We start from the raw sequence: 25,163 nt of genomic DNA, 5'->3' as shown, positions 1-25,163 counted from the left end.
AATGCCCCGTTATAAGGTCCGTGGAATTTGTCACCGGCGTGGTTTGACCCCGAACGGGCCGGATATGGTGAGCGACCCGGTGCCACCGACGGAGGACTCGACTGACCGTGGATGCACAAGGCCGTGGGCGGGCGGACGAAATCGATCCCGCAGACCAGTGGGTCCTCAACCCCCGCACCGGCAACTACGAACTGCGACTGGACCATTCCGCACCGCAGCAGCGCTCGCCGCTGAGCCCCCCGAAGGGCGGCTCGCGCGGCGGCTCGCGGTCGGACTCCCGGGCCGGCTCGCGCGGCGCGGCGCAGGGCGCCTCCCCGCAGGGACGTTCACGCCGTGCCCCGTCAGCCCCCGACGAGGCTCCCGGCGCACCCTCCCCCGCAGTCCCCGGACCGCGCCGCGGCGATCCGGCGCCCGGGGGCGGAGGGCGGCGCACCAACCGCAAACGCGGCAAGGCGGGCAAAGGCGGCAAAGGCGGCGGGCGGAAGAAGGCGCTGGTCATCACCGGCGGCTCGCTGGCCTTCCTGCTGGTGGCCGGTTCGGTCGGCGGGTACCTGTACTACCGGCACCTGAACGCCAACCTCGACGTCATCGACACGGTGGGCGCGGGCACCGGCGGCTTCAAGAAGGACCAGCCGATCAACATCCTGGTCCTGGGCACCGACAAGCGCACCGGCTCCGGCAACGAGGGCTACGGGGACAAGAACAGCGCCGGCCACGCCGACACCACGATCCTGTTCCACGTCTCCAAGGACCGCACCAACGCCACCGCGGTGTCCATCCCCCGTGACCTGATCACGGAGATTCCCGAGTGTCCGACGAAGCAGCAGGACGGCTCGATAAAGAACATCCCCGGCGAGCGGGGCGTGCGCTTCAACACCAGCCTCGGGCAGGCGGGCCGCGACCCGGGCTGCACCATGCGCACCGTCACGAAGCTCACCGGCATCCCGATCGACCACTTCATGATGGCCGACTTCAACGCGGTCAAGAGCCTGAGCACGGCGGTCGGCGGCGTCCCGGTCTGTCTCGGCAAGCCGGTGGACGACCCGAAGTCCAAGCTGAAGCTGTCACAGGGCGAGCACCGGCTGCAGGGCGAGCAGGCGCTGGCCTTCGTACGCACCCGGCACGCCTTCGGCAACGAGAGTGACCTGGACCGGATCAAGACCCAGCAGCAGTTCCTCGGGTCGATGATGCGCGAGATGAAGTCCAAGGACACGCTGTCCAGCCCGAAGAAGTTCTTCTCCATGGCGGAGGCCATGACGAAGGCGCTGACCGTGGACTCGGGCATCGGCTCGATCGCCAAACTCACCAGTCTGGCCAGCGAGTTGAAGGGCGTCAACCCGAAGAACGTCACCTTCACCACCCTGCCGGTGCTGGACAACCCGGCCGAGAAGGTCAAGGCGACGGTGGTGAAGAACGAGACCAAGGCCGAGCAGCTGCTGTCGATGGTCCGCGAGGACGTCTCGCTCACCGAGGTCGAGCAGCAGCAGAAGGCGGCGAAGGACGCGGCCGACGCCAAGCAGGAGGCGCTGCTGCAGGGCAACCGCGCGCAGGCGTCCGACGTACGGATCGAGGTGTTCAACGGCGGCGGCCCCTCGGGGTCGGCTTCCACCACCCTGGCCTGGCTGCAGAACAGCAAGGGCGTCCTGAAGGCCAGCAACGAGGGCAACGCGCCCGCGAAGCTGCCCAAGACCACCCTGGAGTACGCGCCCAACCAGGCCGACCAGGCACGGGCGCTGGCGGACATCATGGGTCTGCCGGCCGCCGCGCTGAAGATCGGCACGGCGGACGCGGCGCCCAGGACCCCGATGAAGCTCACCCTCGGGGAGGACTTCAAGGGGGCGGGCGTCCCGCTCACGGCGCCCGAGAAGGCGCCGGAGGACATCCAGCGCGTAGAGGCGGACAAGGTCGTCTGCGCCAAGTGACGGGGCGGTGCGTGCCCGGCACGTGACGAACCGGCATCATTCCTTCGATCCCTGATGCGTCAGGTCGTCAGGTCCTTTTCATGGGGGGTTTTGCGTGAGGCACAGCAACGTGCGGGGGGAGGGTGCGCCCTCCCGGCCCGCCGGCGGCGGGTCCGGCGCGCCCGGCGAGCCCGGCGCGATACCCCGGCCCCGGGGCAGCGGAAACGGTCCGGGCGGCGACGGCCCGGCCGGGCGCGGGCGGCCCCGCCGCCGGCGGGTGCTGCGCTGGGTGTCGTCCGTCCTGGCCCTGCTGATACTCGGCACGGCCGGCGCCGGATACCTGTACTACCGCTACCTCAACGACAGCATCCGGACGGATGCGCTGAACCTCGGCGACAACAAGCTGGGCGGTTCCCGGCCCAACGCCTTCGGGCAGACGCCGCTGAACATCCTCCTGATCGGGTCCGACGCCCGGGACGGGGACGAGAACAAGGCCCTGGGCGGGGCGAAGGACACCTTCGACGGCCCGCCGCTCGCGGACGTGCAGATGCTGCTGCACCTGTCCGCCGACCGCAGCAACATGTCGGTCGTGTCGATGCCGCGCGACACCCTGCTGAAGATGCCCAAGTGCACCGAGACCAACGGCAAGGTGCACCCCGCCAGCAGGGGCCTCGTACAGACCAACCAGTCCCTGAGCCGTGGCGGCCCGGGGTGCACGGTGGCCGCCTGGCAGGAGCTCACCAAGATCCCGATCGATCACTTCATGATGATCGACTTCAAGGGTGTGGTGTCGATGGCGGACGCCATCGGCGGCGTCCCGGTCTGCGTCCGGCAGAACGTCCACTCGCTCACCAAGGACGGGAAGGGCTCCGGCCTGAAGCTGCCGCAGGGCACCACCCGGATCCAGGGCGAGCAGGCCCTGCAGTGGCTGCGCACCCGCTACGGCTTCGAGGACGGCACCGACATCGGCCGCACCCACGCCCAGCACATGTACATGAACGCGCTGGCCCGCGAGTTCCGCAAGAACGCCAAGCTCAGCAATCCGGTCAAGCTGAACAGCCTGGCCCAGGCCGCCATCAAGGCCATGGTCGTGGACGAGAGTCTGGACAAGATCGACAAGCTGTACGACCTGAGCATGGAGCTCAAGAAGGTCCCCACCGGCCGGATCACCATGACCACCATGCCGTGGATCTGGAGTCCCCAGGACCGGGACCGGGTGGAGCCCAAGCCCGCAGAGGCCGAGGCGCTGTTCCGGATGGTCCGCGAGGACATCGCGCTGGACGGCAAGGACGCCCGCCCCGCGCAGCCCTCCCCGGGCGCGTCGGCGACCGCTCCGGGGTCCTCCGCCGCTCCGGGGTCCTCCGCCGCTCCCGGTACGTCGGCCGGCCCGGCCCCCGGCTCGACCACGGGGGCGCCGCTGCCGCCGCCGTCGGCGGACCCGGCCGCCGCCCCGCACCGGATCCCGATCATGGTGCGCAACGCCACCGGCGGGAAGACGAACCCGCAGCCCACCGTCAGGAACCGGGCGAACGAGGTCGCCGCGCTGCTGGCGCAGAAGGGCTACACCCGCGCGATGGTCGACAAGCACGTCGCGGCCGAGGACCTGACGGTCGTCCGGTACGCCGGGCTGGACCAGGCCGGGGACGCCCTGTCGGTGGCGACCGCGCTGGGGCTGCCGCCGACCGCCGTGGAGCGGTCCACGGACGTCTCCGGGGTGACCCTGTTCGTCGGCAAGGACTGGCGCAAGGGCGACACCGTGACCGTGCCGCCGCCGGCCCCGAGCAAGGCACCGGACTCGGCGCGCGCCCTCAACGGCGACGACGAGTCGGCCTGCATGGCGATCCAGCCGGGATTCACCTGGTAGCGGCCGTCCCGCGTACGCACCCCTGATCACGCGACCGGGGGTACGCGGAAGGGGCCCGGCGGAATGATTCCGCCGGGCCCCTTCGCTTGCCTTCGCTTGCCCTGGCTTGCCCTCGCGTACGTACCCGCGGGCGGCTGGGCGCCGGGCGCTGAGCGCGCCCGCGTCACCAGCCCGCGGGGCGGTCCTGCGGGGGCTGCTGCTGCCCGGCGTACGGGTCCTGCTGCTGCGGGTACGGCTGGTGCGGATACGGCTGCTGAGGCTGCTGGTGCTGCTGGGCCTGCTCGGGGTACGGCTGGTGCTGCCCGTACTGCCCGTACTGCTCGGGCTGCCCGTACTGCTCCTGCTGCCCGTACTGCTCGGGCCGGCCGTACTGCTCGGTCTGCCCGGTCTGCCCGTACTGCTGGGGCGCGTACGCGTGCTGCTGCGGCGGGTACGGCTGCTGCGCCTGGTACTGCCCGGGGGCGTACGCCTGCTGCTCCTGCGCGTACGGGTCCTGCTGCGGGGCGTACTGGTGCTGGGCCTCGTACGACTGCTGCCGGGGCTGCTGCCCGTACGGCTCCGCGGCTGCCGGCGGCGGCGTGTGCACCGTCGGGCGGCGCGAGGCGATGACCTTGCGCGCCAGCGAGCGCGGGCTGGTCAGGAAGCCCCAGCCCCAGGACATGTGCATGGTCGCCAGGGCGACCGGGATCTGCAGCCGGGCCTTGAGGGACAGCCCCTTGCCGGCCGGCACGGAGCCCGCGGTGATCGCCGCCAGGTAACCGCCGGGAATCACGAACGCCCACGGCGAGAGCACCGCGCCCGCGACCAGGCCCGCCGCGATCGCGCAGACGGCGACCGGCGGGGCCAGGTAGCGGAGGTTGATCGAGCCGGCGTGGTAGCGGGCCACCACGTGCCGCCAGCGCCCGTAGTCCTTGTACTGCTTGGCCAGCGCCCGTACGGACGGCCGCGGCCGGTACTGCACCTTCAGCTCGGGCGAGAACCAGATCAGCCCGCCGGCCTCGCGGATCCGGAAGTTGAGCTCCCAGTCCTGGGCGCGGATGAACTCGATGTTGTAGCCGCCCTGCTGCTCCAGCGCCTCGCGCCGGAAGACGCCCAGGTAGACCGTCTCCGCCGGGCCGGCCTGGCCGCCCGTGTGGAAGGCGGCGTTGCCCACGCCGATCTTCGAGGTCATCGCCGCGGCGACGGCGTCCTCCCAGGCGTTCTCCCCTTCGGCGTGCATGATGCCGCCGACGTTCTGCGCGCCGGTCTCGGCGAGCAGCCGGACCGCGGTGGCGATGTAGTTCGGGGAGAGCATGCCGTGACCGTCGACGCGTACCACGATCGGGTGGCGCGAGGCGCCGATCGCCGCGTTGAGCGCGGCCGGGGTACGGCCGGTCGGGTTCGGCACGGTGTGGACGCGCGGGTCCTCGCGTACGAGCTCGGCGGCGATCTCGTCGGTACGGTCCGTGGACGGGCCGAGGGCGATCACCACCTCCATCTCGCCGTCGTACTGCTGCCCCAGGATGTGCCGGACGGAGTCGCGGAGGTAACGCTCCTCGTTGAGCACCGGCATGATCACCGAGACTGCGGGCTGCTGGGTGCGCATGAGGTCCTTCGAAGGGGGTCGGGTTCGGTGCCACGTTACCGCGTACGGGGGAAACCGGTGCGTGCCGTCCCGGCCATACCGGCTGTCGCCGATCGTATGGACCTACTGTTCTGACGAATCGATCACGCCCGCGGAGGTGTCCCTCGTGCCCCAGCCGCCGCACCGACCCCGAAGCCGTCCCGCCCCGCCCCGGCGTGCCCGGCGCGGGACGGGCCGGGGCGGGACGGGCCGGGGCGGGGCGGCGCGCGGGGAGCGGCCGCGCTGGGGGCTGCGGCTGGCCGGCGCGGTCTCGGTGGTGGTGCTGGGCTGCGGGGCGATCGGGCACGCGGTGATGACCGGCCTGGACACCGGGATCGAGCGGGTGGACCCGTTCAAGGACATGAAGAACCGCCCCCGGGCCGGGCACGGGACGAACGTGCTGCTGGTCGGCACCGACGGCCGGGACCGGATCACCCAGGAGGAGCGGCGCGAGTACCGGCTGGGCGGGGCGCCCTGCCACTGCACCGACACGATCATGCTGGTGCACATCTCGGCCGACCGGGAGCGGGCGAGCGTGGTCAGCCTGCCCCGGGACAGTTACGCGGAGGCGCCCGCGCACCGGGACCTGGTGACCGGCAAGGACCACCGGACGCACCCGGTGAGGCTGAACGCCGCGTACGCGGAGGGCGGGCCGCAGCTGACGGTGCGGACCGTGGAGAACATGACCCGCGTCAAGATCGACCACTATCTGGAGATCGACTTCACCAGCTTCATGAAGACGGTGGACGCGATGGGCGGGGTGGACATCTGCACCGCCAAGGCCATGCGGGACCCCAACACGGGGCTGGACCTGGCGCCCGGCACGCACCGGCTCACCGGCGGCCAGGCGCTGCAGTACGTACGGTCGCGGCATGTGGACGGGGCCTCGGACCTGGGGCGGATGCAGCGCCAGCAGCGTTTCCTGGCGGCCCTGATCAAACAGGCGACCAGTGGCGGGGTGCTGCTGAACCCGGTGAAGTTCAAGCAGGTCAGCTCGACCCTGCTGGGGTCGGTGCGGGCGGACCGGGGGTTCGGCTCGCAGCAGATGCTGGCGCTGGGGCAGGCGATGCGCGATTTCACCCCGGCCTCGTCGGAGTTCGCCTCGGTGCCGGTCGGCGACGCCTCGTTCAAGGTCGCGGGGATCGGTTCCACGGTGAAGTGGGACGGGCCGAAGGCCGCCGCGCTGTTCCAGGCGCTGCGGGACGACCGGCCGCTGGCGCCGGTCCGTGCGGGCGGCGGCCGGAGCCGGGGGCCGGCGGCGGTGCCGGTGGACGTGGCGCCTCAGCAGATCCGGGTGCAGGTGGAGAACGGCACCCGGATCGACGGTCTGGGCGGCCGGGTGGACGCGGCCCTGCGGGCGACCGGGTTCAACACCACCCGGACGCCGGGCAACGCGGCCAGCCGCGAGGTCAAGCGCACGGTGGTGGCGTACGACCCCCGCTGGGACCGCTCGGCCCGCACCCTGGCCACGGCCCTGCCGGGCTGCGAACTGCGCGCCGTCCGCGGCCAGGGCCGCACCCTCCTGGTCACCGCCGGCGCGGACTTCCGCACGGTGGCACCGGTCCGCGCGGAGGACCCGCAGCAGGGCGAGTTCGGCGTGGTGACGGGCGACCAGGTGGTGTGCGGGAACTGAGACCCGCGGCGCCGCACAGCCCGGTCGGGCCGTCAGGGCCGTCGTACCGGCGGATCAGCCTTCGGCAGCGACAGCGTGGCGCTGTCCAGCATCCGCCGGAGCAGCGCGGACACCGGACGCTCGACCAGCCGGTGCACGAGGTAGGCCAGGAGCAGGATCGCGGCCAGGCAGATCCCCAGCAGGGGGTACGGGGCCACCCCGTGGTCACGGCCCCAGCGGATCATCGCCCAGCCGAGCTCCTGGTGGAGCAGGTAGACGGGGTAGGTGAGGGCGCCGGCCACGGTCAGCCACTTCCAGCGGACCCAGTTGAAGGCGCCCATCGCGACGGCCGTCATGACCAGGAAGATCAGGGCCGAGACCACCGCCAGGACCGGCCAGGACAGCGAGTGCACCACCTCGCCCTCGTACGACTTCACGGTGATGCGGAGCCGGTTCTGCGCGTACAGCCAGGAGAAGCCGATGACGCCGAATAGCATCCAGTTCGCGCCGAACCGGTACACGAGGTACATGGCCACGCCCGCGACGAAGTACGGGGCGTACTCCGGCATCAGGAACAGGTCCATCACGGAGCTGCCCGAGATGGGGGTGAGCGCCGCGAGGATGGTCCAGATCCCGCAGAAGGCGAGCACCCGGCGGTAGGTCAGCCCCATCGCCACGACGACGGCGAACAGCAGGTAGAAGCGGAGCTCGATGAACAGCGTCCAGTAGACGCCGTCGACGGCCTCGCCCTTGAGCGGCCACTGGAGCATCGTGAGGTTGGTCAGCACGTCGCTGGGGGTCAGCTTGGACCGGTCCGCGCGGACGGTGCTCGCGTAGGTGACCACCAGCGCCGTGATGAGGATGCAGACCCAGTAGGCCGGGTAGAGCCGGACCACGCGCGAGGTGAAGTACTGCCGGGGCGAACGGCCCCAGCAGGACATGCATATGACGAAGCCGCTGATCACGAAGAACAGCTGGACGCCCAGCCAGCCGTACGAAGCCAGGTGGTGGGCCGTGGGCATCATCACCGACGGCTTCTGACCCCAGACCGTGGGGTGCTTGTTGACTCCCAGCCAGTGGAAACTGAGTACGGACAGCGCCGCGATAAGCCGCAGGCCGTCGAGTACGTACAGGCGGGGTCGGGGGCCGGCGCCCGGGGAGCCGGCCGGGGGCCGCGCGCCGGGCGCAGCCTCCTGCGCGGCCGGCCGGGACTGGGTCGCAGTCGACATGTGGGAACCGCTCCATCGGGTGTTCGTGGTGTGGGTCGGGCGCCCGGCGCGCCTTGCACACCCCCCGGACGTCACAGCGGAGTCTAACGGCGCCTTTACCTGCCGGTACGGCGCTCGTCACCGCGGTGACCCGAAACACTCCGCTAAGACCCGGGGCACCCGGAGGTGGCCCGGGGGCACTCGGCAACGACCCGGGGCACCCGGCAGTGACCGGAGCACTCAGTCGTCGAGGCCCTCGGCGGCGCGCCGCTCGCGGAGCTCCCTGATCGCCCGGCGGCGGGCCAGCCGGTGGGTGCGCCGGATCTGGGCCTCCTGCCAGCGGCGCTTGTCCCGGTCGGTCTCGGGGACCACCGGCGGGACCTGCCGGGGCTTGCCCTCGGCGTCCACCGCGGCGAACACCAGGTAGGCGCTGCCGACCTGGGTGGCGGGGGTGGACTCGTTCCAGCGCTCGGCCATGACCCGTACGCCGATCTCCATCGAGGACCGGCCCGTCCAGTTGCACTGGGCCTTCACGTGCACCAGGTCACCGACGCGGACCGGCTCCAGGAAGACCATCTCGTCCATGGAGGCGGTGACCGCGGGGCCGCCCGAGTGCCGGCCGGCGACCGCACCCGCCGCGTCGTCCACCAGCTTCATGATCACGCCGCCGTGCACCGTGCCCAGGAGGTTGGTGTCGTTGCCGGTCATGATGTGGCTGAGCGTGGTGCGCGAGGCGGAGGTCGGCTTGCCCGTGAGCTCGCCCGGTATCTCTGTCATACGAGAACCATAGATCGGTCGCGGATGCATCAGCTGTGCAACAGCACCGGTACGAACCCCCACCCGCCCTGTCGGGCGCCCCTCCGGGGCAGGCATTCTTGTCCGCATGAATGACTGGCCCAGAGGGTGGAACGACGGCCGCGACGGCGGCCAGGACGAGCGCTACGGACGCGGCAGCTCGCAGGCGGAGCCGGAGGGTGCCCGCCGGATGCAGCACGTCCGGCGCCCGCCGCAGCCGCAGGGCCGGCCGCAGCGTCCCGCCGTTCCGCCCCAGGGGCCGGGCCAGAGCCAGGGCCAGGGCCAGGGCCAGCGCCAGGGCTACGGCGTCCCTCCGCAGCAGGCGCAGAGCCACGACACCTTCGCGGGCTACGACAGCGGCTACAACACCGGCCAGGTGTACGGCGCCCCCTCGGGCGGACACCCCGGCGGCCCCGGCGGCCCGGGAATCCCCGGCCAGGGGCCGGGCGGACCCGGCGGACCGCGCCGTACCGGTGCGGCGGCCCCGGACTGGCGCAAGCGGATCAAGATCGGTTCGATCGTGCTGGTCTCGGCGCTGCTGGTGACCACGGTCGGCACGTACTTCTGGGCGGACGGCAAGGTGCGCCGCGAGGTGGACCTGTCCAAGGTCATCGAGCGTCCCAAGGACGACGGCTGCACCACGTACCTGATCGTCGGCTCGGACAGCCGTGAGGGCATGAGCCAGGAGGAGAAGAAGCGGCTCCACACCGGTTCGGCAGACGGCAAGCGGACCGACTCGATGATGATCCTCGCCGCCTGCTCCGGCGGGAACTCGATGATCTCGCTGCCGCGCGACTCGGACGTGGAGATCCCGTCGTTCGTCGGGTCGGAGTCCGGCAAGAAGTACGAGGGCAAGGGCCAGCGGACCAAGCTGAACGCCGCGTACGCGCAGGACGGCCCGGAGCTGCTGGTCCGCACCGTCGAGTACAACACCGGCCTGCACATCGACCACTACGCGGAGATCGGCTTCGCCGGGTTCGCCGGCATCGTCGACGCGCTCGGCGGGGTCGAGATGGACATCGAGAAGGGCTTCAAGGACGAGAAGTCGGGCGCCGACTTCCAGGCCGGCAAGCAGACCCTCAACGGCGAGCAGGCCCTGGCCTTCGTCCGGACCCGGTACGCCTTCGCCGAGTCCGACCTGGCCCGTACGAAGAACCAGCAGAAGTTCCTGTCGGCGCTGGCGAGCCAGGCGGCCACGCCGGGCACGATCATGAACCCGTTCAAGCTGTACCCGGTGATGGGCGCCGGCCTGGACACGGTGATCGTGGACAAGGACATGTCGCTGTTCGACCTGGGCGAGATGTTCTTCGCGATGAAGGGCATCACCGGGGGCGGCGGCACCTCCATGAACATGCCGGTCTCCGGCAGCCGCGGCGGCAACCTGGTCTGGGACAAGGCCAAGGTGCAGCAGCTGGTGAAGCAGATCCAGAACGACGAAAAGGTGACCGTCAGCCCGTGACATGGGGCACTCCCCCACACCCCGATTGGACTTCCGGACAAGCCGTTCATCACACTTGGCGACTGTCCTTGCCCGGAAGGGGTGTTCCAGGAGTGACCATGCCAGTGTCCGCTTCCCCGCAGGCCGTTCCGTCGCCCGGATCGGAGCCGGTGCCCGACCCGGGCCGCTCCCCGGCGGCCGGAACGGCTGCCGCCCCCGCCCCGGCCGCGGCGCGCCCGCGGCTCCGGGTGCTCGACGGGATGCGCCTGCTGGCCGCGCTGATGGTCGTCGTGTACCACTACGTCGCCGACCGCAGCTGGGGGGACGCCGACGCGGTCTTCCCCGGACTGGCCACCGTGGCCCCTTACGGCTGGCTGGGCGTCGAGCTGTTCTTCATGATCAGCGGCTTCGTCATCTGCATGTCGGCGTGGGGGAGATCGCTCGGGTCGTACGTGCGCAGCCGCGTGGTCCGGCTGGCGCCGGCGTACTGGTTCTGCGTCCTGGCGACCACGGCCGGGGTGCTGCTGCTGGCCGGCGGCACCGAGCACGGCCTCACGCCGAGCCGTGTGCTCACCAACCTGACGATGCTGCAGGATCCCCTGAAGGTCGGGGCGGTGGACGGGTCGTACTGGACGCTCTGGGCCGAGGCCCGGTTCTACCTGATCTTCGCGGTCGTGGCGTGGGCGGGCCTGACCTGGCGCCGGGTGCTGAACTTCTGCTGGATCTGGACCATCGCCTCGCTGCTGGCCCCGCTCTCGGGCATCCCGCTGCTGGACACGCTGGCCAATCCCGGCTCGTCCCCGTTCTTCGTCTCCGGCATCGCCTTCTACCTGATCCGGCGTGAGGGCCCGCGCTACTCCGAGCCGTGGTTCCTGCTCGGCCTGTCCTGGCTGCTGGCCCAGCACCAGATGATCGCGACCGTGGCCGCCAACACCCACCCTCCGCACACCCTGTCGTGGACGGTCTGCATGGCCGTGGTCAGCCTCTGCTACGTCGCGATGGCCGGTGTGGCCCTCGGCTGGTTCGACCGGATCAACTGGAGGTGGCTGCCGGCCGCCGGGGCCGTCTCCTACCCCCTGTACCTGATCCACCAGCAGCTCGGCATCACCGTGTTCGAGCGGCTGAAGGACGAGGTGCCGGCCTGGACGCTGCTGCTGTCGGTCATCGCCGGAGCGGTACTGCTCGGCTGGCTGATCCAGCGGTTCGTGGAACGGCCGGGGAGCCGGCTGCTCCGGCGCCTGCTGGACCAGCGGCCCGGAAAGGTCTGAGCGGGTCCCGCTCCGCGCGGGTCAGCCGACGACGCGGAGCAGCAGCTCGCCCGTGGGCCCCTTGCCCGCGAGGCGGACCGCCGGGTCCGTGACGGGCAGGCCGCCCTGGTCCTTCCACTGGACGATCCACTTGACCCGGTAGCGGTGCAGGATGTCCAGGCGCTCCTGGCGCGGTGTGTCCCGGTCGAAGTAGCGCCGGGTGGCCTCGATCCGTTCCTTCTCGTCCGGCAGGAAGAAGTCCGGATAGCCCGGGTCGACGGTGTACACGCCGTACGCCGGGAGGGTCAGTGCGGTGTTCCGGGGGGACATCACCACGTCGCCGTAGGCCGTGTGGCGGGTCATCCAGCGGTGCCCGCCCCACGGCTGCCAGGCGCCCTCGGTGACCGCCTTCGGCAGCGCCTCCTTGCGGATGACCCAGCCGAGCACGTCGTTCTGCGCCCAGGCTCCGGCCACCAGCGCCGCGCTCACCACGACCGCGAACAGGGCGCGCAGCGCCTTCCTGCCGCCCTCGACCACGACGAGCGCGGCGGCGATCTGCGCGGGCATGGCCACGGCCGGTTCCGCCCGGCCCCAGGACCACTTGTCCAGGACCTCGCCGGCCACCACCATCGCCAGGCCCAGCAGGAACCAGACGACCAGCGGGTCACGGCGGTCGCGCCACCAGCGCACCGCCAGCGCGGCCACGCCGACCAGCACGTACGCCCACTTGCCCCACAGCTCGTCGTACAGGCCGAAGTGGATCTCCTCCAGGCCCTTGATGCCGAACAGCGAGAAGAAGGAGTAGTACGGCCACACCGCGAGCAGGGCCAGCCCGCTGAGCAGTCCGGCGCCGAGCCGCAGCCAGGTCTGCCGGGCGGGCCAGGGGCGGGCCCCGGCGAGCACGCCGAGCGCACCGAAGGTCATGACCACACCGGTGAACTGGTGGCACAGCATCAGCAGCGCCCACATCACGCCCAGTCCGGCGGCGGCGGACCAGCCCGGGGGCGTGCCGCGGCGCAGCGTCCTGGCCAGCAGGGCCAGCAGGTGGAGGCCGAGGCCGGTGGTGAAGGTGCTCGGGTAGGAGATGTTCAGGCTGAGCCCGGTGAACCCGATGAACCCGCTCCAGACGAAGAACTTCGGTCCCCAGAGGAAGAGCAGGCACAGCAGGGCCAGCGGCGGCGCGGCCCGGTCGCGGGTGAGGGTGCGGGTGAAGTGCCAGACGCCGGTGAGCAGCAGGGTGAGGCCGACGACCGCGGCGAGCCGCAGCACCGCGAAGGTGCCGAGGCCGGTGGCCTTGGCGACGACGGCGAGCAGCACCATCCACGGGGAGTAGTACGGGCTGGCGGTCGTCGCGTCGACCATCGGGTTGCCCGGGTCGAGCAGGTCGTGCCGCAGCCGTTCGAGGGTGGCGGCGTGCATGCCGAGGTCGCCGATCCACGGCAGCTTGACGATGACCAGGGCGAGCAGCGCCGTGACCAGCAGCACGGTTCCGTGGAGGACGGCGACCGCCCGGTCCTGGTCGAAGAGCCTGCGCCGGCGGGTCGTCCCGGTGCCGGCCGGGGCGGTGTCGGCCGCCGCCGCTTCCGGCTCGTGATCGTGGCGGGTCGCCGACTCAAGAGCGCGTGTCAATGGGAATCCAGGGTCGGGGTTCTCGGCGTGTGAGGCGTAAGAGCGGACGGCCGGGCTCAGCGGGCGCGGGCACGCAGCTTCCACGGCATGGCGATCGATTCCAGCTGGACCGCGAGGTTCATCTTCGACTCGCCGACGGTGCGGTCCTCGAAGTGGATCGGCACCTCCATGACCCGGAACCTGCGGCGCAGGGCGGCGTACTTCATCTCCACCTGGAAGCTGTAGCCGGCGCTGTCGACCGACGCGAGGTCGATGGCGCGCAGTGCGTCCGCGCTCCACAGGTTGAAACCGCCGGTGATGTCGCGGATCCGGGTGCCCAGGATGGTGCTCGCGTAGGCGTTGGCCCAGCGGGAGAGCAGCTTGCGGTGGGTGCCCCAGTTGTCGGAGAGGGTGCCTCCGGGCACGTAGCGGCTGCCCACGACCAGGCCCGCGTCGGTGGACAGGGCCACGCCCAGCATCTCGGCTATCTTCCCGGACGGGTGGGAGCCGTCGGCGTCCATCTGCAGGACGTAGCGGGCGCCGTCCTCGACGGCCTTGGTCATGCCGGCGGTGTAGGCGCGGCCCAGGCCGTCCTTGGCGGTGCGGTGCAGCACCGACATGCGCGGGCTGCCGTCCTCCGCGAGGTACTTCTCCGCGAGCTCGTCGGCGATCTTCCCGGTGCCGTCGGGCGAGGAGTCGTCGACGACGAGCAGGTGCAGGCCGGGCAGCTCCAGGCCCATGAGCAGCTCGGCCATGAGGGGCACGTTCTCCGCCTCGTTGTACGTGGGCATGACCACGGTCAACGGCGTGTCGGCCCAGCTCTCGGGCAGGCGGGTGTTCGCGAGGTCCGTCGCGCGCGGGGAGTCGTGCTCGCCAATCACAGGGTGTGCCTCACTGAAGTCGTCGGAAAGCGCGGGGCCGTCGGCCCGTGTCACCGGTCCGAGGAGAAGCGCAGCGCTCCGGGAGGCAGCTCTGCCTCGCACCACACCCGCACCCCCGCGCGAAGTTCGTTGTCAGCCCCCACCAGTGCGTCATCTCCGATGACGGCACCGTCCAGCACGGTGCGCGGGCCGACGACGGCACGGGCACCGACCAGGCTGGCGCTCACGTGCGTGTCCGCGCCCAGGCGCGCGCCGTCCAGCACGATCGAGCCGTGGACGACGGCGCCGGACTCGATCCGGGCGCCGGCCCCCACCACGGTACCGCCCGTCAGTTCGGCGCCCTCGGCCACCTCGGCACCGGGCAGGACCAGGGCCTCGCCGCGCGGGCCGGGGACGGCGGGGGAGGACACGACTCCGCGGACCAGGTCGGCGGAGGCACGGACGAAGGACTCGGGCTTGCCGAGGTCGAGCCAGTAGGTGTCCTGGGTGACGCCGTGCAGGGTGGCGCCCGAGGCCAGCAGGCCGGGGAAGGTTTCGCGTTCCACGGAGACGGGGCGGCCGGCCGGGATGGAGTCGATCACGGAGCGGCGGAAGACGTAGCAGCCCGCGTTGATCTGGTCGGTGACGATCTCTTCGGGGGTCTGCGGCTTCTCGGTGAAGGCCAGGACCCGGCCGTCGGCGTCGGTGGGGACGAGCCCGAACGCGCGGGGGTCCTCGACGCGGACCAGGTGCAGGGAGACGTCCGCCTGCGCGGCCTGGTGGGCGTCGACCAGGCCGCGGATGTCCAGGCCGGTGAGGATGTCGCCGTTGAAGACCAGGACCGGCTCGTCCGGTCCGCCGGTGAGGCGCTCGGCCGCGTTGCGGATGGCGCCGCCGGTGCCCAGCGGCTCGTCCTCGACCACGTATTCGAGGTGGACGCCGAAGTCAGATCCGTCGCCGAAGTAGGGCTCGAAGACCTCGGCCAGGTAGCAGGTGGCCATGACGATGTGCGTGACACCGGCGTCGGCGGCCCTGGCTATCTGGTGCGCGAGGAACGGCACTCCGGCCGCGGGCACCATCGGCTTGGGCGTGTTCACCGTCACCGGGCGGAGCCGCGTCCCCTGCCCGCCGACGAGCAGGATCGCTTCCGTCATCTCTCTCCCCAGTACATGGTCAAACTCATGAGCGAAGTCAGTCTATGGTTCGCGGCCCCCTGCCCCGGACACCCGCCCCGGACAGTGCCGGGCGGCCGTCCGGGGCAGGGGGCCGCGCCCGGAAAACCCTGTGGGCACCCCCGCCGTGACCGGGAGTGCCCACAGGTTCAGACGCGTGACTACGCGGGAAGGTTGCGGGCCATGACGATGCGCTGAACCTGATTCGTACCTTCATAAATTTGTGTGATCTTCGCGTCGCGCATCATGCGCTCGACCGGGTAGTCGCGGGTGTAGCCGTAGCCGCCGAGGAGCTGGACGGCGTCGGTGGTGACCTCCATGGCGATGTCGGAGGCGAAGCACTTGGCCGCGGCGCCGAGGTAGGTGAGGTCGGCGTCGCCGCGCTCGGAGGCGGCCGCGGCCTGGTAGGTCAGGGCGCGGGCGGCGGAGACCTTCATGGCCATGTCGGCGAGCATGAACTGGATGCCCTGGAAGTCGGCGATCGGCTTGCCGAACTGCTTGCGCTCCTTGACGTAGCCCTTGGCGTAGTCGAGGGCGCCCTGGGCGATGCCGAGGGCCTGGGCCGCGATGGTGATGCGGGTGTGGTCCAGGGTCTTCATCGCGGTGGCGAAGCCGGTGCCCTCCTCGCCGATCATGCGGTCGGCGGGGATGCGGACGTTGTCGAGGTAGACCTCGCGGGTCGGGGAGCCCTTGATGCCGAGCTTCTTCTCCGGGGCGCCGAAGGAGACGCCCTCGTCCGACTTCTCGACGACGAAGGCGGAGATGCCCTTGGAGCGCTTCTCGGGGTCGGTGACGGCCATGACCGTGTAGTACTCGGAGACGCCGGCGTTGGTGATCCAGCGCTTGACGCCGTTGAGGACCCAGTAGTCGCCGTCGCGGACGGCGCGGGTCTTCATGCCGGCCGCGTCCGAGCCGGCGTCCGGCTCGGAGAGGCAGTACGAGAACATCCCGTCGCCCTTGGCGAGCGGGCCCAGGTACTTCTTCTTGAGGTCCTCGGAGCCGGACAGGATGACCGGGAGCGAACCGAGCTTGTTGACCGCCGGGATCAGGGAGGAGGAGGCGCAGACGCGGGCCACCTCCTCGATGACGATCACGGTGGCGAGGGCGTCGGCGCCCGCACCGCCGTAGGTCTCCGGTACGTGGACGGCGTGCAGGTCGTTGGCGACCAGCGCGTCCAGGGCTTCCTGCGGGAACCGCGCCTCTTCGTCCACTGCGGCCGCGAACGGGGCGATCTTCGCCTCGCACAGCGCGCGGACCGAGTCGCGGAGCATGTCGTGCTCCTCGGCGGGGCGGTAGAGGTCGAAGTCGGAACCTGCCAAAGCACTCACTCCCCATGCTAACTACCGTTAAGTAACCCAAGCCTATGGCCGACCGGCGAGTAGGGGTACGGGCCGTACGCGTGAGCTTGGTGACAACGCGCGCGGCTATGCTCGGGCCCGCACACCGCACCGCCACCCGATGGAGTACCCATGGCCCCCAAGATCACTGTGATCGGCACTGGCTATCTCGGCGCGACGCATGCCGCGGCCATGGCCGAACTGGGCTTCGAGGTGCTCGGGCTGGACGTCGTACCCGAGAAGATCGAGATGCTGGCGGCGGGGCGGGTCCCGATGTACGAGCCGGGGCTGGAGGAGCTGCTGGCCCGGCACGTGGCCGGGCTGCCGGGGTCCACCGGGCGGCTGCGGTTCACGATGGACTTCGCGGAGGTCGCGGAGTTCGGCGACGTCCACTTCGTGTGCGTGAACACCCCGCAGAAGCACAACGAGTACGCCTGCGACATGAGCTACGTGGACGCGGCGTTCGACTCGCTGGCCCCGCTGCTGACCCGGCCGGCGCTGGTCGTGGGCAAGTCCACCGTGCCGGTGGGCTCGGCGGACCGGCTGGCGCGGCGGCTGGCCGAGCTGGCCCCGGCGGGCGGGGACGTGGAGCTGGCCTGGAACCCCGAGTTCCTGCGGGAGGGCTTCGCCGTACAGGACACCCTGCACCCGGACCGGATCGTGGTGGGCGTGCGCGAGGCGGGCGGGTCCGCCGAGAAGCTGCTCCGCGAGGTGTACGCGACGCCGGTCGCGGAGGGGTCCCCGCTGGTGGTGACCGACTTCCCGACGGCGGAGCTGGTGAAGACCGCGGCGAATTCCTTCCTCGCCACGAAGATCTCCTTCATCAACGCCATGGCCGAGGTCTGCGAGGCGGCCGGCGGCGACGTGGTGAAGCTGGCGGAGGCCATCGGCCACGACGAGCGGATCGGCGCGAAGTTCCTGCGGGCCGGGATCGGCTTCGGCGGCGGCTGCCTGCCGAAGGACATCCGCGCCTTCATGGCGCGGGCCGGCGAGCTGGGCGCGGACCAGGCGCTGACCTTCCTGCGCGAGGTCGACTCGATCAACATGCGGCGGCGCGGGCACATGGTGGAGCTGGCGCGGGAGGCCGTGGGCGGCTCCTTCCTGGGCAAGCGGGTCGCGGTGCTGGGCGCCACCTTCAAGCCCGACTCGGACGACGTACGGGACTCGCCGGCGCTGAACGTGGCCGGACAGGTCCACCTCCAGGGCGGACAGGTCACGGTGTACGACCCCAAGGGCATGGACAACGCGCGGCAGGTGTTCCCGACGCTGGCGTACGCGGCCTCGGCGGCGGCGGCGGTGGCCGGCGCGGACGTGGTGCTGCACCTGACCGAGTGGCGGGAGTTCCGCGAGCTCGATCCTGCGGAGCTGGCGGGCACGGTCTCCGTGCCGCTGATCCTGGACGGGCGCAATGCGCTGGACGCGGAGCGGTGGCGGGCCGCCGGCTGGACGTACCGGGCGATGGGGCGGCCGCGGGCGTAGCGCCTGCCGCTGCTTTGGCCTGCCGGCCGGACGTGCCCGGGCGGTTGACCGCCCTCGGGCCGGCCCTCGCGAGCGGGCGTGCGCGCGCTCGGCGGGCCTGCCGCTGCGCGGGGCGAATTCCCCACCCCGCCCCTTTCCCGAAACCGGGGCCCTGCCCCGGACCCCCTCGGGGCTCCGCCCCAGACCCCTCGGGACTCCACCCCAAGCCCCCCTCGGGACTCCGCCCCGGAACCCCAGGGCGTCGGGCTAGCCGCGGGAGCGGTACGTGCGCATCTTGGCCCGGCTGCCGCAGACCGACATCGTGCACCAGCGGCCGCGGGCGGCGGGGCTGCGGTCGTAGTAGGCCCACTGGCAGTCCTCGGCCGCGCACGCCTTGAGGCGGGACCAGGTGCCGGCGGTCACGGCCTCGGTGACGGCCGTGGCGATCCGGGCGGTCAGCCCGTCCCCGTCGGCCGCCAGGGTGGCGGTGCCTTCCTCGTCGATGCGCAGGGTCAGCGGGGCCCCGGCCAGCAGGTGGTTCAAGGCGCCCAGGGTCCCGGGCGGGGTCGGGTGGCCGGCGTGTGCCAGGAGGGCGGCGCGCAGCGCCTCGCGGAGGGAGGCGGCTTCCGCGAGCTCCGTGCCGGAGAGGGCGAAGCGGGTGGCGAGGCGGTCCTCGCCGGTGTCCACGCTCAGCGTGTTGACGAGTTCCTCCACCAGTGCGAGCCCTCCGGGGGCCGCCGCGCGTCCGCCGCTCATGTTCTCGAAGTTACCTGCTGGATCGGCGATGCGGTAACGCGTAGGGTGGTCGTTACCGGCAAAGCCGCATTACCGGTAACCCGTTCGCCGCTTCGAAGGAGTACGTCATGGCCGTCGCCAAGCTCGGTACCGTCGTCCTCGACTGCCCGGACCCGCTCGCCCTCGCCACCTTCTACGCGGGGCTGCTCGGCGGCACCCCCTCGCTGGAGGAGGACGGCAGCTGGGCGGACCTGGGGGGACACGAGGGCACGCCGCTGGCCTTCCAGCTGGCGCCGGGGCACGTCCCGCCGGCCTGGCCCTCCCCCGAGGGCTCGCAGCAGTTCCACCTGGACCTGACGGTGGAGGACCTGGACGCCGCGGAGCAGCACATCGTGGCGCTGGGCGCGAAGCCCCTGGACGCGGGAGAGCCCGGCCGGAACTGGCGCGTCTACGCCGATCCGGCCGGGCATCCCGTGTGTCTGTGCCGCTCCTGACCCCCGCGGTTCGCCCCGCCCGCCGAGGCCGACGGACGGAGTCCGGCGCAGCGCCCCGAAGCCCGGGAGGCGCCCCCGGCGCCGAGCGGCGCGAGGGACGCATCCAAAACGGTGTTCCGGCCGGGCATCCCGTGTGTCTGTGCCGCTCCTGACCCCCGCGGGTCACATCACCGCGTTCGAGGGGCCGCGGGTCGCCGAGAGGTCGCGGGAGACCGCTTCCGCGTCGCGCAGGGCGCGGACCGCGTTCGACCAGGTGAGCTTGGCCAGGTCGGCCCGAGACCAGCCGCGGCCGAGGAGCTCCGCGATCAGGTTCGGGTAGCCCGACACGTCGTCCAGGCCGGACGGGGTGAACGCCGTGCCGTCGTAGTCGCCGCCGATGCCGACGTGGTCCACGCCGGCCACCTCGCGCATGTGGTCCAGGTGGTCGGCGACGGTGGCGGCGGTGGCCACCGGCCGCGGGTTGGCCTCCTCGAAGGCCCGGTGCAGGGCCATCGCCTCCGGGGAGGTGTCGAGGTGGTGCAGGCCGTGGGCCCGCAGGTTCTCGTCCGCCGCCAGGGTCCATTCCACGGCCGCCGGGAGGACGAACTTCGGCACGAAGGTGGCCATGGCGACACCGCCGTTGGCGGGCAGCCGCTCCAGCACCTCGTCCGGGACGTTCCTCGGGTGGTCGCAGACCGCCCGCGCGGAGGAGTGACTGAAGATCACCGGGGCGGACGAGGCGTCCAGGGCGTCCCGCATCGTGCTCGGGGCCACGTGGGAGAGGTCCACCAGCATGCCGATGCGGTTCATCTCCCGGACGACCTCGCGGCCGAAGTCCGTGAGGCCGCCGTGGCGCGGCTCGTCGGTCGCCGAGTCCGCCCAGTCCACGTTGTCGTTGTGGGTGAGGGTCAGGTACCGCACGCCCAGCCGGTGCAGAGCGCGCAGGGTGGCCAGCGAGTTGTTGATGGAGTGGCCGCCCTCGGCGCCCATCAGCGAGGCGATCCTCCCGTCCGCCCGCGCCGCTTCCATGTCGTCGGCCGTCAGCGCCCGCACCAGGTCGCCGGGGTAACGGTCGATCAGCTGGGCGACCGCGTCGATCTGCTCCAGGGTGGCGCTGACCGCCTCGTCGCCGGCGTAGTCGGAGCGGACGTACACGGACCAGAACTGGGCGCCGACACCGCCGGCCCGCAGCCGCGGGATGTCGGTGTGCAGGTGCGCCGACTGGTCGCCGGTGAGGTCCCGCCGCGTCAGGTCGTAGCGGACCTGCTCGCGCAGTGCCCAGGGGAGGTCGTTGTGGCCGTCGACGACGGGGTGCTCGGCGAGCAGTTCCCGGGCCTCGGCGATCCGGTGGGTTCCGGGGGCGGCGTCCGTCATCCGGCGGCCACCTTGGCGCGCAGCCGCTTGCCCTTCTCGGTCGCCTGGTCGTTGAGCTCCTGCTGGAACTCCTTCATCCGGGCGAGGAGGTCCGCGTCCTGGGTGGCCAGGATGCGGGCGGCGAGCAGGCCGGCGTTGCGGGCGCCCGCCACCGAGACGGTGGCCACGGGAACCCCGGCGGGCATCTGGACGATCGACAGCAGCGAGTCCATGCCGTCGAGGTATTTCAGCGGGACGGGTACGCCGATCACGGGCAGCGGGGTGACCGAGGCGAGCATGCCGGGCAGGTGGGCGGCCCCGCCCGCACCCGCGATGACGACCTTCAGGCCGCGGTCGGCGGCCCGCTCGCCGTACGCGATCATCTCGTGCGGCATCCGGTGCGCGGAGACGACGTCGACCTCGTAGGGGATCTCGAACTCGGCGAGTGCCTGGGCGGCGGCCTCCATGACCGGCCAGTCGGAGTCCGATCCCATGACGATGCCGACCAGGGGGGCGTCGCCGTGGGTGGTGCTGATCGCGGTGCTCATTCGGTGATCGTTCCTCGCAGGTAGCCGGCAGCGTGACGTGCGCGCTCCAGCACATCGGTCAGGTCGTCGCCGTAGGTGTTGACGTGGCCGACCTTGCGGCCGTGTTTCACGTCCTTGCCGTACATGTGGATCTTCAGCTGCGGGTCGTGGGCCATGCAGTGCAGGTAGGCCGCGTACATGTCGGGGTAGTCCCCGCCGAGCACGTTGGCCATGACCGTCCAGGGCGCGCGCGGCCGGGGGTCGCCGAGGGGGAGGTCGAGGACCGCGCGGACGTGGTTGGCGAACTGGGAGGTGACCGCGCCGTCCTGGGTCCAGTGGCCCGAGTTGTGCGGGCGCATCGCCAGCTCGTTGACCAGGATCCGGCCGTCGGTGGTCTCGAACAGCTCCACGGCCAGGTGGCCGGTCACGCCGAGTTCCCCGGCGATCCGCAGGGCCAGGGCCTGTGCCTCGCCGGCCAGCTCCTCCGAGAGGTCGGGGGCGGGGGCGATGACCGTGTCGCAGACGCCGTCCACCTGGATGGACTCGACGACGGGGTAGGCCACGGCCTGGCCGTGCGGGGAGCGGACGATGTTCGCCGCGAGTTCGCGGACGTAGTCCACCTTCTCCTCGGCGAGGACGGGGACGCCCGCCCTGAAGGGGGCTTCCGCGTCCTGGTGGGTGCGGACGAACCACACCCCCTTGCCGTCGTAGCCGCCGCGCACGGTCTTGAGGATGACGGGGAACCCGCCGACCTCTTCCGCGAAGGCGGCCACGTCGTCCGGATCGGACACGATCCGGTGGCGGGGGCTGGGCGCGCCGATCTCGTCGAGCCTGGCGCGCATCACCCCCTTGTCCTGGGCGTGCACCAACGCGTCGGGCCCCGGGCGGACGGGGATGCCGTCTGCTTCCAGGGCCCGAAGGTGTTCGGTGGGCACGTGCTCGTGGTCGAAGGTGATCACGTCGCAGCCGCGCGCGAAGGCGCGCAGGGTGTCCAGGTCGCGATAGTCGCCGATGACGACGTCGCTCACCACCTGGGCCGCCGAGTCCTGCGGACTGTCACTGAGGATCTTGAATCTGATACCGAGGGGGATACCCGCCTCGTGGGTCATGCGGGCGAGCTGGCCGCCGCCGACCATACCGACTACCGGGAACGTCACTCCTCCAGGGTATCCGCCGGTATTCCGCCATCCGGACCAGGGCGATGGCCGGAAGAACTCCTGCCGTGTCGCAGAGCTGTACGAGTTCGTCACATCCGTGCCGGAAGGCGCAGACGCACCATCGGGCTGACACTTAGCATGACTGGATCGGCCGGAAGGCCCGCGGACCACCGGACGACGACCGACGACAGGGGCGGAACACCGTATGAGCGCGACACAGCAGGCGGCCCTCGGGGACCGGGCGCGCGGCCTCGCTCGCGAAGCCGTGAAGTTCGGCGCCGTCGGCGGTCTGGGTGTCCTGGTCAACCTGGGCGTGTTCAACCTGCTGCGGAGCACCACCGAGCTGCAGGTCGGCCGGGCCAACGTCATAGCCATCACGGTCGCCATCGTCTGCAACTACATAGGGTTCCGGTACTTCACCTACCGGGACCGGGACAAGTCCGGCCGCAAGCGCGAGATGGTCCTGTTCGTGCTGTTCAGCGTGATCGGGATGGTCATCGAGACCGGGATCCTGTACGCCGCCACCTACGGGGCGGGCTGGGACAGCCCGCTGCAGAACAACGCCTTCAAGCTGATCGGCATCGGCGTGGCCACGCTGTTCCGCTTCTGGTCCTACCGCACCTGGGTCTTCCGGGCGATGCCCGAGCCGGCTCCGGCGGCCGTGGTCGTCGGTCCGCGCGGGGCGGGCGCCACGGCCGCGTCCCTGGCCGCCCCGGATTCGCTGGCCGCCCCGGACGAGCGGGTCCCCGCCAACCGCTGAGCCACGGGGACATCCTCCCAGGCCTTCCGATCCGCGGGGCGGACCGCCGTTCCGCGGTCCCGGCGGCCCGGCCGCCTCAGCGGACGGTCTTCTCCGGTTCGACGCGTTCGTGCGCCTTCCGGCTCAGGAACAGGGCGAACACCGGCGGGTGCGCCTGGATCAGCTCCAGCCGCCCGCCGTCCGCCTCCGCGAGGTCGCGGGCCACGGCCAGGCCGATGCCGGTGGAGTTCCGGCCGCTGATGGCCCGCTCGAAGATCCGGTTGCCGAGGTCGGCGGGCACGCCCGGCCCCTCGTCGGTGACCTCGATGACGGCCTGGTTGCCGGTCACCCGGGTCCGCAGGGCGACGGTGCCGCCCCCGTGCATCAGCGAGTTCTCCACGAGCGCCGCCAGCACCTGGGCCACCGCTCCGGGCGTGCCCACGGCCTGCAGGCCGTGCTTCCCGGAGCTCACGATGGCCCGCCCGGCACTGCGGTAGGCCGGCCGCCACTCCTCCACCTGCTGTTTGACGACCTCGTCGAGGTCGAAGGGGACGGCGGAGCCGGTCCGCGGGTCGCGCGAGTTCGTCAGCAGCCGTTCCACCACGTCGGTGAGCCGCTCCACCTGGGTGAGGGCGATCGACGCCTCTTCCCGTACGGTCTCCAGGTCGTCGGTGACCGTGATCTCCTCCAGCCGCATGGACAGCGCGGTCAGGGGGGTGCGGAGCTGGTGCGAGGCGTCGGCGGCGAGCCTCCGCTCGGCGGTCAGCATCCGCCCGATCCGCTCGTTGCTGGCGTCCAGGACGTCGGCGACGCGGTCCAGCTCGGGGACGCCGTAGCGGCGGTGCCGGGGGCGCGGGTCGCCGGAGCCGAGCCGTTCTGCGGTCTCCGCGAGGTCGGTCAGCGGGGACGCCAGCTTGTTGGCCTGGCGTACGGCGAGCAGGACGGCCGCCACCACGGCGAGCAGGGCCACCGCTCCGACCACGGCGAGGGTGCGGACGACCTCGCGGGTGACGGTGGAGCGGGGCTCCTCGACCACCACGGTCACGCCGTGCTCCCCGGGGGCGCTGCCCCGGATCACACCGCCGTCGATGGGGGTGCCGAGGACGAGGTCCGGGTTCCCGGGCACGTGCACGCGGGCGTACCGCCCGTTGTCCAGCCGGTCGGCGAGGGCGTCGGCGTCCACCGGCTTGCCCTCCAGCACGTTGGACTCGACGACGCCCACGAGCGTGAGGGCTTGGGACTCGACCATCTCCTGGGCGCTGTTGGTGATCGTCCGGGTCTCCACGATGACCAGGGACACACCGAACACGGCGATCACGACGAGCACCACGGCGAGCGTGGACTGGATCAGGCGGCGGCGCATGGCTCGGGTGGGGCTCAGCTCTTCTCGAAGCGGAAGCCGACCCCGCGCACGGTGGCGATGTAGCGCGGGTTGGCCGCGTCGTCACCGAGCTTCTTGCGGAGCCAGGAGATGTGCATGTCCAGCGTCTTGGTGGAGGACCACCAGGTGGTGTCCCACACCTCGCGCATCAGCTGGTCGCGGGTGACGACCCGGCCTGCGTCGCGCACCAGCACGCGCAGGAGGTCGAACTCCTTCGCGGTGAGCTGCAGCTCCTCGTCGCCCATCCAGGCCCGGTGCGACTCCACGTCGATGCGGACGCCGTGGGTGGCGGGGGGCTGGGCGGGCTCGACGGCGCCGCGCCGGAGCAGGGCCCGGACCCGGGCGAGCAGCTCGGCGAGGCGGAAGGGCTTGGTCACGTAGTCGTCGGCGCCGGCGTCCAGGCCGACGACCGTGTCGACCTCGTCCGCACGGGCGGTGAGCACCAGGATCGGGAAGCCGTGACCTTCGGCCCGCAGGCGGCGGGCCACTTCCAGCCCGTCCATCCCGGGCAGACCGAGGTCGAGTACGACCAGATCGACGCCGCCCTGCAGTCCCGCGTCCAGTGCGGTGGGTCCGTCCTCGCGGACCTCGACCTCGTAGCCCTCCCGGCGCAGGGCGCGGGCCAGCGGCTCCGAGATGGAGGCGTCGTCCTCGGCGAGCAGTACACGCGTCATGTGGGTGATGGTAATGCGCGT

20 protein-coding genes and 1 pseudogene are annotated in these 25,163 nt (G+C 71.7%); 8 read left to right on the top strand and 13 right to left on the bottom strand.

Annotated features, from left to right (window positions below):
• Positions 1-107: 107 nt before the first annotated feature.
• Together AB0O36_RS14210 and AB0O36_RS14205 are read left to right on the top strand one after the other, a co-directional pair.
• Positions 108-1,922: an LCP family protein gene (locus tag AB0O36_RS14210; protein WP_365108872.1), complete on the top strand. Its 1,815-nt coding sequence runs from the start codon at positions 108-110 to the stop codon at positions 1,920-1,922.
• A 94-nt stretch (positions 1,923-2,016) separates the two neighbouring features.
• On the top strand, positions 2,017-3,765 hold the full coding sequence (locus AB0O36_RS14205) for an LCP family protein (RefSeq protein WP_365108869.1): 1,749 nt from the start codon (positions 2,017-2,019) through the stop codon (positions 3,763-3,765).
• A 589-nt stretch (positions 3,766-4,354) separates the two neighbouring features.
• Here the strand turns inward: AB0O36_RS14205 and AB0O36_RS14200 are convergent.
• A pseudogene (locus tag AB0O36_RS14200) lies at positions 4,355-5,350 on the bottom strand (glycosyltransferase family 2 protein); the annotation flags it as partial.
• A 268-nt stretch (positions 5,351-5,618) separates the two neighbouring features.
• On the opposite strand from AB0O36_RS14200, the gene AB0O36_RS14195 reads away from it, so the two are divergent.
• Positions 5,619-7,001, top strand: a complete 1,383-nt coding sequence (locus AB0O36_RS14195) for an LCP family protein (RefSeq protein WP_365108978.1) — start codon at positions 5,619-5,621, stop codon at positions 6,999-7,001.
• Positions 7,002-7,033: 32 nt separating this feature from the next.
• Here AB0O36_RS14195 and AB0O36_RS14190 read toward each other — a convergent pair whose 3' ends face one another.
• A complete protein-coding gene (locus AB0O36_RS14190) occupies positions 7,034-8,209 on the bottom strand; it encodes an acyltransferase (RefSeq protein WP_365108866.1) in 1,176 nt (391 codons plus the stop codon).
• Between the two features lie 219 nt (positions 8,210-8,428).
• Entirely contained in the window at positions 8,429-8,965 is a 537-nt protein-coding gene (locus AB0O36_RS14185) for an acyl-CoA thioesterase (RefSeq protein ID WP_365108863.1), read from the bottom strand.
• A gap of 106 nt (positions 8,966-9,071) precedes the next feature.
• On the opposite strand from AB0O36_RS14185, the gene AB0O36_RS14180 reads away from it, so the two are divergent.
• Positions 9,072-10,442 (top strand): LCP family protein, encoded by a 1,371-nt coding sequence (locus tag AB0O36_RS14180; protein WP_365108860.1) that lies wholly within the window; start codon positions 9,072-9,074, stop codon positions 10,440-10,442.
• Between the two features lie 98 nt (positions 10,443-10,540).
• Positions 10,541-11,689, top strand: coding sequence for an acyltransferase (locus tag AB0O36_RS14175; protein WP_365108857.1), 1,149 nt, complete (start codon positions 10,541-10,543; stop codon positions 11,687-11,689).
• A 21-nt stretch (positions 11,690-11,710) separates the two neighbouring features.
• On the opposite strand, the gene AB0O36_RS14170 is transcribed toward AB0O36_RS14175, so the two are convergent.
• The 4 genes from AB0O36_RS14170 to AB0O36_RS14155 form a co-directional block, all read right to left on the bottom strand.
• On the bottom strand, positions 11,711-13,297 hold the full coding sequence (locus AB0O36_RS14170) for a hypothetical protein (RefSeq protein WP_365108855.1): 1,587 nt from the start codon (positions 13,295-13,297) through the stop codon (positions 11,711-11,713).
• A gap of 56 nt (positions 13,298-13,353) precedes the next feature.
• Complete coding sequence (locus tag AB0O36_RS14165; RefSeq protein ID WP_365108852.1) at positions 13,354-14,157, bottom strand: polyprenol monophosphomannose synthase; 804 nt, start codon at positions 14,155-14,157, stop codon at positions 13,354-13,356.
• A 50-nt stretch (positions 14,158-14,207) separates the two neighbouring features.
• Positions 14,208-15,290 carry an NDP-sugar synthase gene (locus AB0O36_RS14160; protein ID WP_365108849.1) on the bottom strand — a complete coding sequence of 361 codons (1,083 nt, stop codon included), beginning with the start codon at positions 15,288-15,290 and terminating at the stop codon, positions 14,208-14,210.
• A 179-nt stretch (positions 15,291-15,469) separates the two neighbouring features.
• A complete protein-coding gene (locus AB0O36_RS14155) occupies positions 15,470-16,627 on the bottom strand; it encodes an acyl-CoA dehydrogenase family protein (RefSeq protein ID WP_365108846.1) in 1,158 nt (385 codons plus the stop codon).
• Between the two features lie 150 nt (positions 16,628-16,777).
• Between AB0O36_RS14155 and AB0O36_RS14150 the strand changes: the two genes are divergently transcribed.
• Entirely contained in the window at positions 16,778-18,124 is a 1,347-nt protein-coding gene (locus AB0O36_RS14150; protein ID WP_365108844.1) for a UDP-glucose/GDP-mannose dehydrogenase family protein, read from the top strand.
• 246 nt (positions 18,125-18,370) lie between these two features.
• Here AB0O36_RS14150 and AB0O36_RS14145 read toward each other — a convergent pair whose 3' ends face one another.
• Positions 18,371-18,859 carry a CGNR zinc finger domain-containing protein gene (locus AB0O36_RS14145; protein ID WP_365108841.1) on the bottom strand — a complete coding sequence of 163 codons (489 nt, stop codon included), beginning with the start codon at positions 18,857-18,859 and terminating at the stop codon, positions 18,371-18,373.
• Positions 18,860-18,966: 107 nt separating this feature from the next.
• Here AB0O36_RS14145 and AB0O36_RS14140 point away from each other — a divergent pair, with 107 nt between their 5' ends.
• Positions 18,967-19,332 (top strand): VOC family protein, encoded by a 366-nt coding sequence (locus AB0O36_RS14140; RefSeq protein WP_365108838.1) that lies wholly within the window; start codon positions 18,967-18,969, stop codon positions 19,330-19,332.
• Between the two features lie 162 nt (positions 19,333-19,494).
• On the opposite strand, the gene AB0O36_RS14135 is transcribed toward AB0O36_RS14140, so the two are convergent.
• Genes AB0O36_RS14135 through AB0O36_RS14125 form a run of 3 tightly spaced genes read right to left on the bottom strand, consistent with a single transcriptional unit; the run spans position 19,495 to position 22,348 of the window.
• Positions 19,495-20,685, bottom strand: a complete 1,191-nt coding sequence (locus AB0O36_RS14135) for a dipeptidase (RefSeq protein WP_365108835.1) — start codon at positions 20,683-20,685, stop codon at positions 19,495-19,497.
• Positions 20,682-21,212: a 5-(carboxyamino)imidazole ribonucleotide mutase gene (gene purE / locus AB0O36_RS14130; RefSeq protein WP_365108832.1), complete on the bottom strand. Its 531-nt coding sequence runs from the start codon at positions 21,210-21,212 to the stop codon at positions 20,682-20,684. Before purE ends, AB0O36_RS14135 begins: the two co-directional genes overlap by 4 nt.
• A complete protein-coding gene (locus tag AB0O36_RS14125) occupies positions 21,209-22,348 on the bottom strand; it encodes a 5-(carboxyamino)imidazole ribonucleotide synthase (protein WP_365108830.1) in 1,140 nt (379 codons plus the stop codon). The genes purE and AB0O36_RS14125 overlap by 4 nt, the downstream gene beginning before the upstream one ends.
• Before the next feature lie 205 nt (positions 22,349-22,553).
• Here AB0O36_RS14125 and AB0O36_RS14120 point away from each other — a divergent pair, with 205 nt between their 5' ends.
• The gene (locus AB0O36_RS14120) at positions 22,554-23,108 is read left to right on the top strand and encodes a GtrA family protein (RefSeq protein WP_365108827.1); all 555 of its coding nucleotides are present in this window, start codon (positions 22,554-22,556) and stop codon (positions 23,106-23,108) included.
• 76 nt (positions 23,109-23,184) lie between these two features.
• Here the strand turns inward: AB0O36_RS14120 and AB0O36_RS14115 are convergent, their stop codons facing one another.
• Both AB0O36_RS14115 and AB0O36_RS14110 read right to left on the bottom strand, forming a co-directional pair.
• Entirely contained in the window at positions 23,185-24,450 is a 1,266-nt protein-coding gene (locus tag AB0O36_RS14115) for an ATP-binding protein (RefSeq protein WP_365108824.1), read from the bottom strand.
• Between the two features lie 14 nt (positions 24,451-24,464).
• Complete coding sequence (locus tag AB0O36_RS14110; RefSeq protein WP_365108821.1) at positions 24,465-25,142, bottom strand: response regulator transcription factor; 678 nt, start codon at positions 25,140-25,142, stop codon at positions 24,465-24,467.
• Positions 25,143-25,163: the final 21 nt, after the last annotated feature.

Source organism: Streptomyces sp. NPDC089799 (assembly GCF_040684755.1).
Classification (GTDB): domain Bacteria; phylum Actinomycetota; class Actinomycetes; order Streptomycetales; family Streptomycetaceae; genus Streptomyces.
Note: the sequence above shows the minus strand (reverse complement) of the source record. Positions and strands in the feature narration are given on the sequence as shown.